Below are 18301 nucleotides of genomic sequence, written 5' to 3' on the forward strand. Positions count from 1 at the left end.
CAAACTTTGCGTGCTACTGGCGGCCAACATAACTCATGAGCAGCAAAGGGAAAGCCGAGATCGACCCCTTGGGTGACACTGACCGGAACGCCGCCGCCGCGGTGCCAGTGCCGGGGCCAGAGGCCGAGCGGTCCGCAGAGGCCGTGCCGGTCGCGCCGCCACCGCGCCGCCGCCGCCGCTGGCGCGTGCTGCGTGCGGCGGTCTGGCTGTTGGCGGTGCTGAGCTTCCTTGCCGCCGGTGCGATCTATTTCGGCATCGGCACCCGGCTTGATGCGCCGGAGTGGGTGCGCCAGCGGGTGGAAACCCGGATCGAGCGACATCTGAACGGGTTGCAGATTGAGTTCGGGGCCATCCACCTGGTGGTCAACCGGGGCTGGCGGCCGCGGATCAGCCTTCGCGACGTGGTGTTGCGCCATGCGGATGGTGCTCCGTTTGCGCAGCTGGCGGATGCCCAGGCCAGCCTTGCGATGAAGCCGTTGCTGCGGGGGCAGATTCAGCCGAAACAGATCACGCTCAATGGCTTGTTCGCGACCCTTCGGCGCAACAAGGATGGCTCGCTTGCCTTGAGCCTCGCCAGTGACGCCGCACCGACACGACGGGCCGAAACCCTGGTGGAGCTGATCCAGCAGTGGGACAGCCAGTTGCAGAAGCCGGTGCTGGCCGCCCTGACGGAGCTGGAGACCACGGCGCTGACGCTGTCCTATACCGATGATCGGCTGGGCCGCGGCTGGACGCTGGACGGTGGCCAGATCCGCCTGAACCGGCAGGGCAACGCGCTGTCCGTGGCGGCCGGTTTTTCGGTGCTCAGCGGGCGCGGCGAGGTGGGGCAGCTGGAAGCAAGCTATACCTCGGTTCTGGGCAGCCCGGCGGCCGAGTTCGGCATCCTGATTTCCGGCATCCCGAGCCAAGACATCGCCTTGCAAAGCCCGGCGCTTGGCTGGCTGGGGGTTCTGCGCGCCCCGATTTCCGGCGCCTTGCGGGGGGCGGTGGCCGCTGATGGCGCGCTGGAGCCGGTCCAGGCGAGCCTGCGCATCGGCGAGGGCGTGATCCAGCCAGCGGTGCAGACGCGCCCGGTGCCGATCAGCGGGGCCCGCAGCTACTTCACCTACGATCCCAAGGCGCAGAGGATCACCTTCAGCGAGTTGAGCGTGCAAAGCGGCTGGGGCTCGGGCGTGATGCGGGGGCAGGCCAGCCTGTCGGGGATCGAGAACGGTCAGTTGACGGGGCTGGTGGGGCAGTTGCGGTTTTCGGATCTGGATCTGAACCCGCGACGGATGTTCGAGGCGCCGGTGCGCCTGCCGGGCGTGGATGCGGATTTTGACCTGCAGCTGCAGCCGTTCCGGCTGAGGCTGGGGGAGATGCTGGTGCGTGACGGCGACAGCCGCATTCACCTGGACGGTGAAATTGCGGTGGGGGCTGAGGGATGGGACTACGATCTGAACGGTCGGGTCGATCAGGTCAGTGTGGCCCGGATCAAGGCGCTCTGGCCCGAGGCGGTGGCCCCCAAGCCGCGCCAGTGGCTGCGGGAGAACCTGCATTCGGGCGTGGTTCGGGACGCGGGCGTCTACATGCGGGGGCGTGGCAGTGGCAAACCGTTCATCGGGCTGGACCTGAGTTTCGCCGAGGTCGAGGCGCGGTTTCAGAAGCACATGCCGCTTTTGCGGCAGGCCGAAGGCCAGCTGAGCCTCTACGGCAACCGGCTGGTGGCGACGGCCTCCAAGGGCGTGGTGACGGCGGACGAGGGCGGCGACGTCGATGTGACCGGCACCGCTTTCATCATCCCCGACATCACCGTGAAGGAGGGGACACCCGGGATTGTCCGGGCGGTGGCCAGCGGGTCCGTCACGGCGGCGCTGTCCTTGCTGAACCGGCCGCCCTTGCAGGTGATGGACAAGGCCAATCTGCCGGTTGCGCTGGCGGACGGGCGCGTTGCGGCGACGGGCACGTTGTCGCTGCCGCTCAAGAAGAAAGTGCCGGTGGAGGAAATCCGCTATCACTACCAGGCCGAGCTGCGGGATGTGCAAAGCGACAGGCTGGTGCCGGGGCACGAGGTGGTTGCGGAGGTGTTGACGGTCGAGGGCGATCAGGGCCGGGTGCGGATCTATGGCGATGGCCAGTTGTCGGGTGTGCCACTGAGCGCCAGCTGGCAGCAGGCTGTCGGCAAGGGCGCTGCAGCGGGCAGCCGGGTCGACGGGACGATCGAACTCTCGGCAGAGGTGGTGGAGGCCTTCAATCTGGGTCTGCCGCCCGGCGCGATCTTCGGCCGCGGCGCGGGGCAGTATCATGTGGAATTGCGGCCCGATACGCCGCCGCGCTTGCATCTGCAGTCGGATTTGCAGGGCGTGGGCCTGCGCATCGCGGAAATCGGGTGGCAGAAGGGCGAAGCCGCCACCGGGCGACTGGACCTTGAAGCGGTGCTGAAAGCGCCCGCCTCGGTCGAGCGGCTGGAGCTGGAAGCGCCGGGCTTGCAAGCCTCGGGGCGGATCACGACGCGCACAGGCGGCGGGCTGGACACGGCGGAGTTTGCTTCGGTGCAGGTCGGCAACTGGTTCCGCGGCGCAGTGACTTTCCGTGGGCGAGAGGGCGCCGCGCCAGCGATCGAGGTGCCGTCTGGACGGCTGGCCTTGAACCGGTCACCCTTTTCGGCCTCAGGCAGTGCCGGGTCTGCGGGCTCCGGCGCGGGTGCGGCAGTGCCGGTCTCGCTGCAACTGGGCACTTTGCAGGTGACGGACAGCATTGCCTTGCAGAACTTTCGGGGGCGTCTTTCGACGCAGGGCGGCGTGAACGGTGAATTTACCGCGCGACTGAACGGGCAGACGGCGGTGGAAGGCACGCTGGTGCCGCGCAATGGCGGCACCGCCGCCCGGATCCGCTCCAGCGATGCCGGTGGGGTGTTCCGCTCTGCCGGGGTGTTTGCCCATGGCCGGGGCGGCAGCTTTGACATGACGCTGGTTCCGACAGGGGAGGCAGGCCAGTACGACGGTCGGGTGGATGTCCGCAACATCCGGGTGCGCAATGCGCCGTCGATGGCGGCGTTGCTGAATGCGATCAGCCTGGTTGGGCTGCTCGACGAAATGACCGGGCAGGGCATCCTGTTTACCAATATGCAGGCGCGGTTCCGGCTGAGCGAAAATCACCTGGTGCTGCATGAAAGCAGCGCGGTTGGCCCGTCGATGGGCTTGTCGCTGGATGGGGTCTATGACCTTGCCAGTACGCGGTTGAACATGCGCGGGGTGTTGTCGCCGATTTACCTGCTGAATGCCATCGGCCGCATCCTGTCGCCGCGGGATGGCGAAGGGCTGATCGGCTTTACCTTCACGCTGCGCGGGACGGCCCAGGATCCGTCGGTTTCGGTGAACCCGCTGGCGGGGCTGGCCCCCGGCTTCCTGCGTGAGATCTTCCGTGGTCCGGCCCCGACTGCGCCGGGGCAATCGCAGGACAACGGCGCAAGTGGTGCACAAGGCGAAGAGAGGCGCAATCCGCGTCCGCTGACAGGGAGTGAACGCTAGGAGCGCGCCCATCTATTTCTGTAGCTCCGTGTGTTGTCAGATGTGAAAACAGTCTGACCGGCGGCGCAGCTGCAAGGGGGGCTGACCCGGGCGAAACCGCGAAAAATCCCCATGGATTTTCCCGCCGTGAAGGCTTATAGCGCGGCCATGAAACTCAGTGATTTCGACTTCGATCTGCCCGACGACCTGATCGCCACCCGCCCTGTGAGCCCGCGCAGCGCGGCCCGTCTGCTGGTGGCCGAAGGCGACACCCTGCATGACGGCCGCGTGACTGATCTGGTGCAGTGGCTCAATCCCGGCGACCGGCTGGTTCTGAACGACACCCGCGTGATCCCGGCCCGGCTGAGCGGCCAGCGTCACCGCGACAGTGCGCAGGGTCCGGTGGCCGCCCGCATCGAGGCCACCCTGCTCGAGCCGCGTGCCGATGGGACATGGGCGGCGTTGCTGAAGCCGTTGAAGAAGATCAGGCCGGGCGAGGAGATCATCTTCTCCGACGCATTGAGCGCAACGCTGGAAGAGGTGGCTGAGGGCCAGGGGCACCTGCGGTTCAACCTTTCTGGCACCGATTTCGACGCTGCCCTGGCCGAGGCCGGGGCCATGCCGCTGCCGCCGTATATCGCTGCCAAACGGCCCGCGGACGAGCGCGACAAGACCGACTACCAGACCGTCTGGGCGCGCAACAGCGGCGCCGTTGCGGCGCCGACCGCCTCGCTGCATTTCGACGAACCGTTGCTGGAGGCGCTGGCGGCGCGGGGGATCGAGATTTCCTATGTCACGCTGCATGTCGGGGCAGGGACCTTCCTTCCGGTCAAGGTCGAGGATGTGACCACCCACCGGATGCACGCCGAATGGGGCCGCGTGAGCGAGCAGGCCGCGGCGGAAATCGCGGCGACCAAGGCGGCGGGAGGCCGGGTGATACCCGTTGGCACCACGGCGCTGCGGTTGATCGAAAGCGCGGCGCGCGACGGGCAGATCCATCCGTGGGAAGGCGATACGGATATCTTTATCTATCCCGGCTTCACCTTTCAGGTGGCCGATGCCTTGATGACCAATTTCCACCTTCCCAAATCAACGCTGATGATGTTGGTCTCGGCGTTGATGGGGCAGGAGCGGATCCGTCGGATCTATGCCCATGCGGTTGCTGAGCGGTACCGGTTCTTTTCTTATGGGGATGCGTCGCTTTTGATCCCCGGCAAGGCGGTTACGCCTTAGAAAATGGACGCGAATCCGCGCAAAAGCGCCGCATTGTCCCGCTGCCGCCTGTTGCGCCAGCGGGCAATACGTCATTCTGCGACCGCGTCTCGCGGGCGTAGGGCCGCCACGGGCGGTACATCGAGATGAAACCAGACCCGGCCCGTCCCGCGTGGAGGGCCGTGTTGCATTGGTCAGGAGGCATGCGAATGCTGCAAGTGCTGTCGAGCGCCTGGGCGCTTCTCTTGGGGGTCTGCCTGCTGATGGTGGGCAACGGGTTGCAGGGCACCATGCTGGGTGTGCGCGGGGATCTCGAGGGGTTCAGCTCGTTCGAGATGTCGCTGGTGATGGCGGCCTATTTCGTCGGCTTCCTTGGCGGGTCGCGTCTGGCCCCCGAGATGATCCGCCGGGTTGGTCACGTGCGGGTCTTTGCGGCGCTTGCGTCCTTCATCTCGGCCGTGATGATCCTCTATCCGATCCTGCCCAACACGATTGCCTGGGGACTGGGGCGGGTCATCATCGGCTTTTGCTTTTCCGGCGTGTATGTCACCGCCGAAAGCTGGCTAAACAATGCCGCTGACAATACCAACCGCGGCAAGGCGCTGTCGCTGTACATGATCGTGATGATGGTGGGGATCATCGCCGCGCAGGGGCTTATCCTGGTGGGGGACCCGGGCGGCTACGAGGCCTTCATCATCGCTTCGATCCTCGTTTCGATCTCGTTCGGGCCGATCCTGCTGTCGATTTCGCCGACCCCGGCCTTTGACACCACCAAGCCGATGACCCTGAAACAGCTGATGAATATTTCACCGCTGGGCTGCGTCGGCATGTTCCTTCTCGGCGGCGTCTTCTCGGCCCAGTTCGGCATGAGCGCGGTTTACGGCACCGCGGCCGGGCTGAGCCTGAGCCAGCTGTCCGTCTTCATCGCCGCGTTCTACGTTGGCGCGACGGTGATGCAATATCCGCTGGGCTGGATCTCGGACCGCATGGACCGGCGGGTGCTGATCATGTTCGTGGCGCTTGGCGGCGGTATCGGCGCGGTGGCCGGGTTTGTCTTTGGCGGTGATTTCTACATGCTGCTGCTGTCGGCCTTCTTCATCGGCGGCCTGTCGAACCCGCTCTATTCGCTGCTGATCGCCTATACCAATGACTACCTCGAGCATGACGACATGGCGGCGGCCTCGGGCGGTCTGGTGTTCATCAACGGTCTGGGTGCCATCGCCGGTCCGGTTATCACCGGTTGGCTGATGAGCGATGCGGTTTTCGGACCGCCGGGCTTCTTCGCGCTGCTGGCGGCGCTGATGTTCCTGACCGCGGCCTATGCGCTGTACCGCACGACTCAGCGTGCCTCGATCCCTGTCGAGGAGACCGGTACCTTCACCGCGATGTCACCCGCCGCGACACCGGTGGCGGTGGAATTTGCCCAGGAATATGCCATCGAAACCGAACTGGAAGAGCAAGAAACCGCCGCTGGCGAGAATTGATTGCGCTAACCCGCCGGGATTGTGAGGTTTATTTCAGCAGCTGCCCTTGCCTGTTGCAAATTGTGACCCAAGGTTACTTGTAAAGGCAGCAGAAAATGTCCTGTTGTGGGCGTCAGGAAAACACTTGGAGAAAAGACCGATGGCTGGTCCCGAAGAGATACTTTCATTCTGGCTCGATGAGGTGGGAGAAAAGGGATGGTATCTGCAGGATGAGGAGTTGGATCAGAAGATCCGCGACAAGTTTCTCAACACCTGGGAGGCGGCCTGCGACGGGCGGTTTTCCTTCTGGCTGACTTATCCCAGTGGCACGCTGGCCTATATCATCCTGCTGGACCAGTTCCCGCGCAACATGTTCCGAGGCGAGGCGCGCGCCTTCGCTTCCGACCAGGCGGCGCTGGCTGCGGCCAAGGTCGCGATCAACAAGAAATGGGATCTGAAGATCGATGAGCCGGCGCGGCAGTTCTTCTACCTGCCGCTGATGCATTCCGAGAACCTCTGCGACCAGGAACGCTGCATCCGCCTGATGATGGAGCGGATGCCGGAGACAGGCGGCAGCAACCTGCTGCACGCACGCGCGCACCGCGAGGTGATCCGCCAGTTCGGGCGCTTTCCCTACCGCAATGAGGCGTTGCACCGGCCCAGCACCGCGCCGGAGCGGGACTATGTGATGTCGGGGGGCTACGGGGAAACCGTGCGCCAGGTACAGGCCGCGGGCTGACGCCAGCCGCCTGATGATTTTGGCCGCCGTGTCCGGGATCGGGCACGGCGGTTTTTGATTCCGGGCCGGTAGGGGGCAGGCCATTTCCACACGGCAGGATTGTGTCGGGCCGCCGACTGTTGCATTGCTGTGGCGGCAAAGACTCTTGCCCATTTTTTTCAATTGATTGTTGAGGTCCGAATATGTCCAAACCGCCCCTGCCGCTGACCGGCAGCTGTCGTTGCGGTGCCACCGTGATTGAAGCCTCCGCCGCCCCGGTGCTGACCGCCGCCTGTCACTGCCGCGGCTGCCAGAAAATGACCGCCAGCGCGTTTTCGCTGACTGCGATGTTTCCGTCTGCGGCGTTCAGGGTGGTGCAGGGTGACCCGGTGCCGGGGGGCGCAAAGGGAGAGGAGTTGACCCATTTCTGCTGCCCGGAGTGCCTGAGCTGGATGTTCACGCGCATTACCGGCTTTGAGGACTTCGTCAATGTCCGGCCGGTGATGTTCGAGGACAGCAGCTGGTTCACGCCCTTCATCGAAACGTGGACCGCGACGCGCCTGCCGTCGGTCTCGGTCGCGGTCGAGCACAGCTATGACGCCTTCCCTCCGATGGAGGAATTCGGCGCGCTTCTGGAAGCCTACGCGGCGCAGGGCTGAGCCGTGTCAGCTGCCGGGGGGCAGGCAGCCGGTCTCTTCCGTGCCAAGTCCCGGCGCGGCGGCGATCAGCCGGGCTGCCAGCTCGGAGGCGCCGACACGGGCCGCGCTGGCAGCGGCCTGCTGCGGCAGCGTCTGGATGTCTGCGAGCCGGTCCTGAACCTCTGACAGCTGCTGTTCAAGCTGGGCCAATCGGGCAGAGGGCGGCGGGCCGTCGCCCACACGCATGTCACCGCGCAACCCGGCCACATCCTGTTGCAGGTTGAGGACCGCATCGCGCATTGGTTGGAGCTGTTGCGCGATTTCGGCGGCATTGGCGCTGACACCCTCGGTGGCGGCCAGCAGCTTCCAGCCCAGGAACAGGCACAGCGCCAGCAGGATCAAGGTGGCGTTTAGGCAGGCCTTGAGAAGATCAAAAAGGATTCGGGCCATGAAATTTTGGTGTCCATCTGTGGATTGCCGGAAAAAATTGTGCCTATGCTGTCCCGCAAATGTAGGTCTGCCAAGCGCAAACTGGGGCATTCTTGCCCGGCCGCAATGCCGCAGTACTGGGTGATTGCAGTGTGCTGGCAATTAGTTTAACGGTAAACTAGTTTTTTGAACCTGTTCAGGGGCGAGGGAGCACCATGGCCGCACAAACCTATGACGTGATCGTAATCGGGGCAGGACCGGGGGGCTATGTTGCCGCCATTCGGGCTGCACAGTTGGGGCTGAAAACCTGCGTGGTCGAGCGCGAGCACCTGGGGGGCATCTGTCTGAACTGGGGCTGTATCCCGACCAAGGCGCTGCTGCGCTCTTCGGAAGTGTTCCACCTGATGGAGCGGGCCAAGGATTTCGGCCTGAAGGCCGAGAACATCGGCTATGATCTGGACGCGGTGGTCAAACGCTCGCGCGGCGTGGCCAAGCAGCTGTCCTCGGGCATCGGCCACCTGATGAAGAAGAACAAGATCGACGTCGTCATGGGCGAGGCCACGATCCCCGCCAAGGGCAAGGTCAGCGTCAAGACCGACAAGGGCAGCCAGGAGCTGACCGCCAAGAACATCGTGCTGGCCACCGGCGCGCGGGCGCGCGAGCTGCCGGGGCTGGAGGCTGACGGTGATCTGGTCTGGACCTACAAGCACGCGCTGGATCCGGTGCGGATGCCGAAGAAGCTGCTGGTCATCGGCTCTGGTGCCATCGGCATCGAATTTGCCAGCTTCTACAACACCCTGGGTGCCGACACGACCGTGGTTGAGGTGATGGACCGGGTGCTGCCGGTGGAAGACGCGGAAATCTCCGCCTTTGCCAAGAAGGCCTTTGTCAAACAGGGCATGAAGATCATGGAGAAAGCCATGGTCAAGCAGCTGGACCGCGGCAAGGGCAAGGTGACCGCCCATATCGAGACCGGCGGCAAGGTGGAGAAGCAGGAGTTCGACACCGTGATCTCGGCCGTGGGCATCGTCGGCAACGTCGAGGGGCTGGGGCTGGAAGAGCTCGGCGTCAAGATCGACCGCACCCATGTGGTCACCGACGAATACTGCCGCACCGGCGTCGATGGGCTTTATGCCATTGGCGACATTGCCGGGGCGCCCTGGCTGGCGCACAAGGCGTCGCACGAGGGCGTCATGGTGGCAGAGCTGATCGCGGGAAAGCACGCGCATCCGGTGAAACCCGAAAGCATCGCGGGCTGCACCTATTGTCACCCGCAGGTGGCCTCGGTCGGTTATACCGAGGCGAAGGCCAAGGAGCTGGGCTACGACATCAAGGTCGGCCGCTTCCCCTTCATCGGCAACGGCAAGGCGATCGCGCTGGGAGAGGCCGAGGGCATGGTGAAGACCGTCTTCGACGCCAAGACCGGTGAGCTGCTGGGCGCACATATGGTCGGCGCCGAGGTGACCGAGATGATTCAGGGCTACGTGGTGGGCCGCCAGCTGGAAACCACCGAGGAAGACCTGATGAACACCGTCTTCCCGCATCCGACCCTGTCGGAAATGATGCACGAAAGCGTTCTGGATGCCTTTGATCGCGTGATCCACATGTGATCCGTGCAATCCCCGCTTGCGGACGCGGCGGGGACGCGAGAAAAGTTCTGCAAGGCAGGCGCGGGCTGCGCCTGCCTTTTGCTGTTTTCGGGAGGCGCTGCACATGGCCGGTTTGGCAAATACCCGGTGGGGGCTGGTCCTGGCGGTCTGGGCCGCTGGCCTGGGCGCGGCGGCGCAATACGGCAAGGTCTCGGTGGTCTTCGACCGGATCGCCGCCTTGTACCCGGGAGCCGGGACATGGCTCAGCCTGAGTGTCTCGATGACCGGGGTGATGGGGATCCTGCTGGGCGTCGTGGCTGGTTTGTTCGTGGCGTCCTTCGGGTTTCGGCGCACGCTGGTGTGGTCGCTGGCGGTGGGGGCGGTCATGTCCGCGTTGCAGGCGCTGCATCTGCCCTATGGTCTGTTCCTGCTGACCCGCGTGATCGAGGGGATGTCGCATCTTGGCATCGTGGTGGCAGGGCCGACGCTGATGGCGCTGTTGGCCAGCTCGGGGAACCGGGGCACGGCGTTGACGATCTGGAGCACCTTTTTCGGTGTCTCCTTCGCGGTGTTGAACTGGGTGGGGCTGCCGCTGGTGGCAGAGCATGGCGTGCTTGCGCTGTTCGGGGCCCATGCCGGGGTGATGGCGGCGCTGGCGCTGCTGTTGCATCGCGCGCTGCGGGATCTGCCGGTGCCGTCCCGCCAGCCGTTGCCCGCGCTGGCGGCCTTGCCCGGCTTGCATCTGCGGATCTACCGATCGCCGTTCAAGCTGGCGCCCGCAGCGGGGTGGTTGTTCTACACGTGCTGTTTCGTTGCGCTGATGACCGTTCTGCCGCCGCATCTGCCCGAGGCGCAGCGGGCGCTCGTGATGGGAGCGTTTCCGCTGGTCTCCATCCTGTCGTCGATGTTGCTGGGGGTGGCGCTGCTGCGCTGGCGCATGCCGCCCGTGCATTTGGCGCAGCTGGGGTTTGGCCTGTGTCTGCTCGCCGGGCTGTGGTTGTGGTGGATGCCGGGTGACTGGCTGGCCTGCCTTGCGCTCGCCCTGGCGTTTGGTCTCGTGCAAAGCGGAAGCTTTGCGGCGGTGCCGCATCTGAACGACAGCGCCGTCGACCAGGCCGAGGCCAACGGAGCGATGTCGCAAGCTGGAAATGCCGGAAACGTGATCGGCACCCCGCTGCTGCTGGGTGCGGTCGGGATGGCGGGCTATGGCGGCATGATGCTGGTGGTCTGCGGGCTGTTTTTGGCGGGTATCCTTGCGCATCAGCTGCTGGCAGCGCAGCGCAGGCGATCAGTCGCGTAACGCCGCGGTGCGGGGATGAAGGCGGAAACTGTCAGTTGATGGCGGCAAACTTTTGCGAGTTCGCGAAATGTTCTCATTTGGGGCTTGGCGTTTATAATTGCTTTGCCTATCTGTAGGGCGGACGTCCGCCGCAGGTTTGGCGGGCGCGGGTACGGGGGCACTATGGCTGAGTTGAAATCCATCGAAGTGCGCGGCGCGCGCGAGCACAATCTGAAGAGCATCGACGTGGATATTCCGCGCGATGAACTGGTGGTGATCACCGGCCTTTCGGGCTCGGGCAAATCCAGCCTTGCGTTTGACACGATCTATGCCGAGGGCCAGCGCCGCTACGTGGAATCACTGTCCGCCTATGCGCGCCAGTTCCTCGACATGATGGAAAAGCCGGATGTGGATCACATCAGCGGGTTGTCTCCGGCGATTTCGATCGAGCAGAAGACCACCTCGAAGAACCCGCGCTCGACCGTTGGCACGGTCACCGAGATCTACGATTACCTGCGCCTGCTGTTTGCCCGTGCAGGCACCCCCTACAGCCCCGCCACCGGCCAGCCGATCGAGGCGCAGCAGGTTCAGGACATGGTCGACCGGATCATGACGCTGGAGGAGGGCTCCCGCGGCTATCTGTTGGCGCCGATCGTGCGCGACCGCAAGGGCGAGTACAAGAAAGAGATGCTGGAACTGCGCAAGCAGGGATTCCAACGGGTGAAAGTGGACGGCGAGTTCTACGAGCTGGACGAGCCGCCGACGCTGGACAAGAAGTTCCGGCATGACATCGACGTGGTCGTCGACCGCCTGGTGGTGCGCGAGGGGCTGGAGACGCGGCTGGCGGACAGCTTGCGCACCGCGCTGGATCTGGCCGACGGCATCGCCATCCTGGAGACCGCGCCGCGAGAGGGCGAGCCGGAGCGGATTACCTTTTCCGAGAATTTCGCCTGTCCGGTCAGCGGCTTTACCATCCCGGAGATCGAGCCGCGCCTGTTTTCCTTCAACGCGCCCTTCGGGGCCTGCCCGGAGTGCGACGGGCTGGGCGTCGAGCTGTTCTTTGACGAGCGGCTGGTGGTGCCGGACCAGAGCCTGAAGGTCTATGACGGCGCGCTGGCGCCGTGGCGCAAGGGCAAGTCGCCCTATTTCCTGCAGACCATCGAGGCCATCGCGCGGCACTACGAGTTTGACAAGAACACCGCCTGGAAAGACCTGCCAAAGCATGTGCAGCAGGTGTTCCTTTACGGCTCCGGCGATGAGGAAATCCAGTTCCGCTACGACGAGGGGGGGCGGGTTTACCAGGTCGAACGCAGCTTCGAAGGCGTGATCCCGAACATGGAGCGCCGCTACCGCGAGACGGATTCCAACTGGATCCGCGAGGAGTTCGAGCGCTACCAGAACAACCGTCCCTGCCATCACTGCGAGGGCTACCGTCTGCGCGACGAGGCGCTGGCGGTGAAGATCGCGGGCGTGCATATCGGGCAGGTGGTGCAGCTGTCGATCCGCGAGGCGCTGGCCTGGATCGAGGATGTGCCGAACCACCTGAGCCAGCAGAAGCAAGAGATCGCCCGCGCCATCGTGAAGGAAATCCGCGAGCGTCTCGGCTTCCTGAATAACGTGGGTCTTGAATACCTTACGCTGTCACGTTCATCCGGTACCCTGTCGGGCGGCGAAAGCCAGCGGATCCGTCTGGCCAGCCAGATCGGGTCGGGTCTGACGGGCGTGCTCTATGTGCTGGACGAACCGTCCATCGGTCTGCACCAGCGCGACAATGACCGCTTGATCACCACGCTGAAGAACCTGCGGGACCAGGGCAACACGGTGATCGTGGTCGAGCATGACGAGGACATGATCCGCCAGGCGGATTACGTGTTTGACATCGGCCCCGGCGCCGGGGTGCACGGCGGCGAGGTCGTGAGCCACGGCACGCCGCAGCAGATCGCCTCCGACAGCAACTCGATCACCGGGCAGTATCTGGCGGGCACCCGCGAGATCCCTGTGCCCAGCAAGCGTCGCAAGGGCAACAAGAAGAAGATCAAGGTGGTGAAGGCCACCGGCAACAACCTGAAGGATGTCACGGCGGAATTCCCGCTGGGCAAGTTCGTTTGCGTCACCGGGGTTTCCGGTGGTGGCAAGTCGACGCTGACGATCGAAACCCTGTTCAAGACCGCCTCGATGCGGCTGAACGGTGCCCGCCAGACGCCTGCGCCCTGCGAAAGCATCAAGGGGCTGGAGCACCTGGACAAGGTGATCGACATCGACCAGCGCCCGATCGGGCGCACGCCGCGGTCGAACCCCGCGACCTATACCGGCGCCTTCACCCCGATCCGGGAATGGTTTGCCGGCCTGCCGGAGGCCAAGACCCGCGGCTACAAGCCGGGGCGGTTCAGCTTCAACGTCAAGGGCGGCCGCTGCGAGGCCTGCCAGGGTGACGGCGTGCTGAAGGTGGAAATGCATTTCCTGCCCGACGTCTACGTCACCTGCGAGACCTGTAACGGTGCCCGCTACAACCGCGAAACGCTGGAGATCAAGTTCAAGGGCAAGAGCATCGCCGATGTGCTGGACATGACGGTGGAGGATGCGCAGGCGTTCTTCCAGGCGGTGCCCGCGATCCGGGACAAGATGGATGCGCTGATGCGGGTGGGCCTTGGCTATATCAAGGTCGGCCAGCAGGCGACGACGCTGTCGGGCGGCGAGGCGCAGCGGGTGAAGCTGTCCAAGGAACTGTCGAAACGTTCGACCGGGCGGACGCTCTATATCCTGGACGAGCCGACGACCGGCCTGCATTTCGAGGATGTGAAGAAGCTGCTGGAGGTGCTGCACGAGCTGGTCGAGCAGGGCAACTCGGTCGTGGTGATCGAGCATAACCTGGATGTGATCAAGACCGCGGACTGGATCATTGACATCGGCCCCGAGGGCGGCGACGGCGGCGGTGAGATCGTCGCGGCGGGCACGCCGGAAGCGGTGGCAGAGGAGCCGCGCAGCCACACCGGGCGCTATCTCAAGGATATCCTTGCGGCCCGCAAGGTTGCGGCGGAGTAGCGGGTCGGGGCCAGTGCGTAGCTCGGGCCAGTGGGGTGAAGGTAGAGGGGCGCTGCCCCTCTTGGCCTTCGGCCAATTCACCCCGGAGTATTTTTCCAAAGGTGAACAGGGGGCGGCGCAGTTTCCTGCGCGGCTCGGGGCTGTGCTGTACCGGGGTGTTCAAGCTGCCGCGGGGGCGGCAGCCTGGCGTCGCGGGGCGCGCGCCCGGGACGCGGGCAGGGGCGGTGTCAGTTCGACAGCTTGTCCATGGCACCGACCAGTCGCAGCACGTTCTGTGTCTCGCGGTTGACCTGGTACACATAGCCACCGGCCTGCACGTAGCTGCCGTAGGGGTCCGGCGCCCAGTCGCCGGGGCTGCGGATCCACAGGTAATCTTCGACGATGCGGTCGCCGCGGCGGTAGAACTTGCGGATCTGGCCGTGCGGCGCGCAGCGTCCGCCCTGGCGTTGCAGGCCACCGGGGCAGGCGGTGGCGACGGCCTGGTCGGTGGCCGCGATGGGCTGGGCACTGGGCTTCGCGGCGCGGGTGTCGGCATCCGAGCCGGAGCCATATCCCGCGGTCAGGGGAACGATCACGGCCGAGGCCGCAGCGAGGAGGAGAAGGGAAACAAAATGACGGGCTACCATGAACAACGGTTCCTTGTTGCACTGCCCTTCACATATCCGGGCCTGCGCAATTTCCAAGGGGAAGAATTTGACGCCGGCGGCACGCCGCCGGTTGCTGGTCAGGCGGCGGCAAGAAGCCGCGCTTCGAAGCTGCGCAGGGCTGGGCGCACCGAGGGGCCATAGCCGCGTCCGGTGTCTGGGCAGAGCTCGGGAAACAGGGTCTGGATTTCGCCCAAGGTGGCCGCGTCAAAGCCTGTCGCGGTTTCAGGTCCGGGCTGGTAGCTCTCGCTGAGTGCGCCGTTGGCCCACAGCAGCTGGTGGCATCCGAACAGGAGGTGGAAATATTCGACCTCGGCCAGATCCGTGGCCGGGCGAATGGCGTGATCGTCAACCATGTCCTTTGCCTTGACGAGGACCTCCGGCGTGCCGAACAGCATTTCCGCGCGGTTGCCACGCAGCAACATCCGGTGTTGCGGTGACACGAGCAGCGGGCGGTCGTTGCCGCAGCTGCCGGGAGCAAAGCGGATCGGGGTGGTGTCCGGCGTGCAGGTGACGCGTCGGCGGCCGATCCACCGCAGGGTTTGCGGGCCGTGGTCATAGGTCATGACCTGCATGCCCGGGCGCAGGTCCTGCACCGGGATTTCGCCGCCGGGGACGCGGATCATGGTGCCGTGCAGAAAGCAGGGGACGGTCTGTGTCAGCTTGACCAGGCCGGTGTCGGAATTGCCCTGATCGTTCTCGGCGGTGTAGGTGAAATGGACGGTTTCGAGATCCGCATCGGTGACCACTGTGAAGGTGCCATCCGCGTTCAGCGTGATCTCCTGACCGGTTGAAAGGGTGACGGTGTCACCGGCTGCGACCGGCTGGCCATTGATATGGGTGATGGTGAGCACACCGCCGGAGGCATCGCTGTCGTTTTCCAGAACATCGAGGGTCCGGGTCTTGCCGACTGCGAATTCGGCCTCGTCGTCCTGCGCCACCACGCCGGTCTGCACGGAGCCGCCGGCGACCAGAAGATTGGTGTCGTAATTGCTGTCGGCGACATCGGCGACACCGATCTTGAGCGAGTTGACCTCGCCGACGTTCACCGGGGCGACGAACGTGAGGGTGATGGTGAAGCCATCCATCTCGGTGTTGTACTGGTCGCTCGTATTGTCGACATAGACGTTTTCGGCGGTCCCTTGGTTGATATTGCCGATCGAGGCCTTGCCGTTGCCGATGGACACCTGCGCCTCGACGCCGTTGACCCAGACGCCGATCACGTCGTTGTACTGGGAATTGGCAAATTCCTGGTATTCCTCGGAGGAGAGCACGAAGTCGAGCGTCAGCAGGTCGCCTTCGGGAATGAAGTCCACTTCGAGGAAAGCGGCGTCCCGGGTTCTGACACCGGCGAGCGCATTGAAATCGGCGTCATTGTCGACGCCGTTCGTGTTGGTGCTGGTGTTGTCGCGCTCGTTGGTGTTGCTGGTGCCGGAATTGTTGGTGAAGTCCCGTGCATGGCCGGTGGAGAGGATCACACCGGTATCCGCTGGCGCGACGCCGGGCGTGGCGCTGTCGGCGCCGCTGTAGATCCCCGAGGACTGCGCGTCGCCGCGGTAGGTGGCACTCTCGACCTGGACACCCGCGCCGAAGATCTCTTCCGCCATCTGGAGGGCGGTGGCGTTCGTGTTGATGTCAAGCTCGGTTGCCGTTGCCATGCCGTTACTCCTTCCCGGATAGGCCAAGGTGTCGGGCCCATGTAGTAAGGAATATTAAAGATTCTAGTCGAAATTGTGGCAACTTGCGGCCCGTCCCGCCTGCCGAGGGGCGGGACGTGGCGTCAACTTTGGCCAAGGCAACCGAAAATCGGTGCCTTGGCTGTTGGAGCGGTGTCGTTGGGTGTCAGCTCCGGCCGCGCTCGGAAAAGCGGGGCAGCATGGCCGAGAAGTCCTTGCCCTTGCCGCCTTCGTCTTCGACGAAGCGCTTGTAGAGTTCCATCGCCAGCTGGCCCATCGGGGTGTCGGCATCGGCGCTTTCGGCGGCCTGCTGGCTGAGGCCCAGGTCCTTCAGCATCAGCTCGGCGGCGAAACCGGGCTGATAGCCGTTGTCGGCGGGCGACTGCGGGCCGACGCCCGGGGCCGGGCAATAGGCATTCATCGACCAGCTGTAACCAGAGGAGGTAGAGACCACGTCGAACATCTTCTGGCGGTCTAGACCCAGCTTGTCGGCCAGCGCAAAGGCCTCGCAGGTGGCGATCATGGTGACGCCAAGGATCATGTTGTTGCAGATCTTGGCGGCCTGACCGGCCCCCGCCTCGCCGCAATGCACGGCCTTCTGGCCCATGATGTCGAACAGCGGTTCCGCCGCGGCAAAGGCCTCGGCGGTGCCGCCGGCCATGAAGGTCAACGTGCCGCCTGCCGCGCCGCCGATGCCGCCGGAGACCGGTGCGTCGACAAACAGCAGCCCGGCGTCCGCCGCCTGCTGCGCTACTGCGCGGGCGGAGTCGACGTCGACGGTGGAGCAATCCACCAGCGCCGCGCCCTTGGTCATCGCCGGGATGACTTCTGCCGCGACATGCCGCAGGATGGCGCCGTTGGGCAGCATGGTGATGACAACGTCGGCACCGGTGGCGGCCGCCGCCCCGGAATCGGCCATTGTAACGCCATCGATCTCGACCGCGGCCATGTCAAAGCCGGTGACCGCATGGCCCGCCTTGGCGAGGTTCGCCGCCATCGGGCCGCCCATGTTGCCCAGGCCGATGAATCCGATCTTCATGTGTTGTCCTCCTCAAATGTCAGCGCATCCGCCCCCAGGGGTGCCAGCAGCGCCTGAACCTCGGCGGCGGGCACCTCCAGCCCCTCGTGCCGCCACTGCGGGTTGCGGTCCTTGTCGATGATCTGGGCGCGGACGCCCTCGAGAAAATCGCTGTGTTCCATGGCGCGGTAAGTATAGCGGTATTCCAGGTCCAGCGCGCGGCGGATCGCCGGGCCTTCGGCGCGCAGACGGTGCAGCATCTCCAGCGTGCAGGCCATCGACAAGGGCGCGTTGCGGTTCAGCGGTTTCAGTGCCGCTTGCGCAAAACCGCTGTCCGCGGCGCTGAGGCTTGCGTGAATCTCCGCCAGGCTGGCGTGGGAGAAATGCGTCGCAATCTCGGCGCGCTGTTCGCGCAGCTTGCCTGCCGGGGCCGGTTGGGCGGCGGCCTCCACCGCGGCGGCGCGACCGGTTTCTTCGAGCGTGGCGATCAGGGCAGGCCATTGCTCCTGCGGAATGAAATAGTCGGCAAAGCCTGCTAGGATCGCATCATCCGCCCCCATGCGCGCCGCCGTCAGGCCGAGGTATTCGCCGAGATGGTCGGGCGCCAGCGCCAGCATCAGGGAGCCGCCCACGTCGGGGACCAGGCCGATGCCGGTTTCGGGCATGGCGATCTGGCTGCTTTCGCCGACCACCCGGTGGGTGCCGTGGCAGCCGATGCCGACACCGCCGCCCATGGTGAACCCCTGCATGAAGCTGATGATCGGCTTCTTGTATTCAAAGATGCGCGCGTTGACCCGGTATTCGTCGCGCCAGAACCGGCGGCCGTAGTCGAAATCGCCCTTGGTGCCGGTCTCGTAGAGTTCGGCAATGTCGCCGCCTGCGCAGAAGGCTTTCTCGCCCTCTGCGTCGATCACCACCAGTTTTACGCTCTCATCCCCGGCCCAGTCGCGCAGGGCGGTGTCGATCGCCATGCACATATCATAGCTCAGCGCATTAAGGGCCTTGGGGCGGGTGAAGGTGATGCGGCCCGCGCAGCCCTGCTTGCGGATGTGGATGTCACTCACGGTGAGGCTCTCCCCTTGGCTGGCCCGGCGACAGGCCGGGC

General features: G+C 64.9%; 13 protein-coding genes. 8 read left to right on the forward strand and 5 right to left on the reverse strand.

Annotated features, from left to right (window positions below; all coding sequences use genetic code 11):
• Window positions 1-35: 35 nt before the first annotated feature.
• The 5 genes from ACZ52D_RS15460 (at window position 36) to ACZ52D_RS15480 (ending at window position 7540) form a co-directional block, all read left to right on the forward strand.
• A complete protein-coding gene (locus ACZ52D_RS15460) occupies window positions 36-3509 on the forward strand; it encodes a YhdP family protein (protein ID WP_464441854.1) in 3474 nt (1157 codons plus the stop codon).
• A 147-nt stretch (window positions 3510-3656) separates the two neighbouring features.
• Window positions 3657-4721: a tRNA preQ1(34) S-adenosylmethionine ribosyltransferase-isomerase QueA gene (queA, locus tag ACZ52D_RS15465; RefSeq protein ID WP_369929283.1), complete on the forward strand. Its 1065-nt coding sequence runs from the start codon at window positions 3657-3659 to the stop codon at window positions 4719-4721.
• A 188-nt stretch (window positions 4722-4909) separates the two neighbouring features.
• Complete coding sequence (locus ACZ52D_RS15470) at window positions 4910-6184, forward strand: MFS transporter (RefSeq protein WP_222453154.1); 1275 nt, start codon at window positions 4910-4912, stop codon at window positions 6182-6184.
• A 139-nt stretch (window positions 6185-6323) separates the two neighbouring features.
• The gene (locus ACZ52D_RS15475) at window positions 6324-6902 is read left to right on the forward strand and encodes a DUF924 family protein (protein WP_222453153.1); all 579 of its coding nucleotides are present in this window, start codon (window positions 6324-6326) and stop codon (window positions 6900-6902) included.
• Between the two features lie 182 nt (window positions 6903-7084).
• On the forward strand, window positions 7085-7540 hold the full coding sequence (locus tag ACZ52D_RS15480) for a GFA family protein (protein ID WP_464441856.1): 456 nt from the start codon (window positions 7085-7087) through the stop codon (window positions 7538-7540).
• A gap of 6 nt (window positions 7541-7546) precedes the next feature.
• Here the strand turns inward: ACZ52D_RS15480 and ACZ52D_RS15485 are convergent, their stop codons facing one another.
• Window positions 7547-7969: a hypothetical protein gene (locus ACZ52D_RS15485; RefSeq protein WP_464441857.1), complete on the reverse strand. Its 423-nt coding sequence runs from the start codon at window positions 7967-7969 to the stop codon at window positions 7547-7549.
• A 194-nt stretch (window positions 7970-8163) separates the two neighbouring features.
• Between ACZ52D_RS15485 and lpdA the strand changes: the two genes are divergently transcribed.
• From lpdA to uvrA, 3 genes are all read left to right on the forward strand, one after another.
• Window positions 8164-9558 carry a dihydrolipoyl dehydrogenase gene (gene lpdA / locus ACZ52D_RS15490; protein ID WP_464441859.1) on the forward strand — a complete coding sequence of 465 codons (1395 nt, stop codon included), beginning with the start codon at window positions 8164-8166 and terminating at the stop codon, window positions 9556-9558.
• Between the two features lie 103 nt (window positions 9559-9661).
• Window positions 9662-10837, forward strand: a complete 1176-nt coding sequence (locus ACZ52D_RS15495; protein WP_464441860.1) for an MFS transporter — start codon at window positions 9662-9664, stop codon at window positions 10835-10837.
• Between the two features lie 162 nt (window positions 10838-10999).
• Window positions 11000-13858 carry an excinuclease ABC subunit UvrA gene (uvrA, locus tag ACZ52D_RS15500; protein WP_464441862.1) on the forward strand — a complete coding sequence of 953 codons (2859 nt, stop codon included), beginning with the start codon at window positions 11000-11002 and terminating at the stop codon, window positions 13856-13858.
• A gap of 227 nt (window positions 13859-14085) precedes the next feature.
• Here uvrA and ACZ52D_RS15505 read toward each other — a convergent pair whose 3' ends face one another.
• From ACZ52D_RS15505 to ACZ52D_RS15520, 4 genes are all read right to left on the reverse strand, one after another.
• Complete coding sequence (locus ACZ52D_RS15505; RefSeq protein WP_369929294.1) at window positions 14086-14484, reverse strand: hypothetical protein; 399 nt, start codon at window positions 14482-14484, stop codon at window positions 14086-14088.
• 98 nt (window positions 14485-14582) lie between these two features.
• Complete coding sequence (locus tag ACZ52D_RS15510) at window positions 14583-16160, reverse strand: choice-of-anchor L domain-containing protein (RefSeq protein ID WP_464441863.1); 1578 nt, start codon at window positions 16158-16160, stop codon at window positions 14583-14585.
• Window positions 16161-16344: 184 nt separating this feature from the next.
• Window positions 16345-17217, reverse strand: coding sequence for a 3-hydroxyisobutyrate dehydrogenase (mmsB, locus tag ACZ52D_RS15515; RefSeq protein ID WP_464441865.1), 873 nt, complete (start codon window positions 17215-17217; stop codon window positions 16345-16347).
• The gene (locus ACZ52D_RS15520; protein WP_417471960.1) at window positions 17214-18260 is read right to left on the reverse strand and encodes an enoyl-CoA hydratase/isomerase family protein; all 1047 of its coding nucleotides are present in this window, start codon (window positions 18258-18260) and stop codon (window positions 17214-17216) included. Before ACZ52D_RS15520 ends, mmsB begins: the two co-directional genes overlap by 4 nt.
• Window positions 18261-18301 lie beyond the last annotated feature (41 nt).

Source organism: Leisingera sp. S2M4, assembly GCF_055398055.1.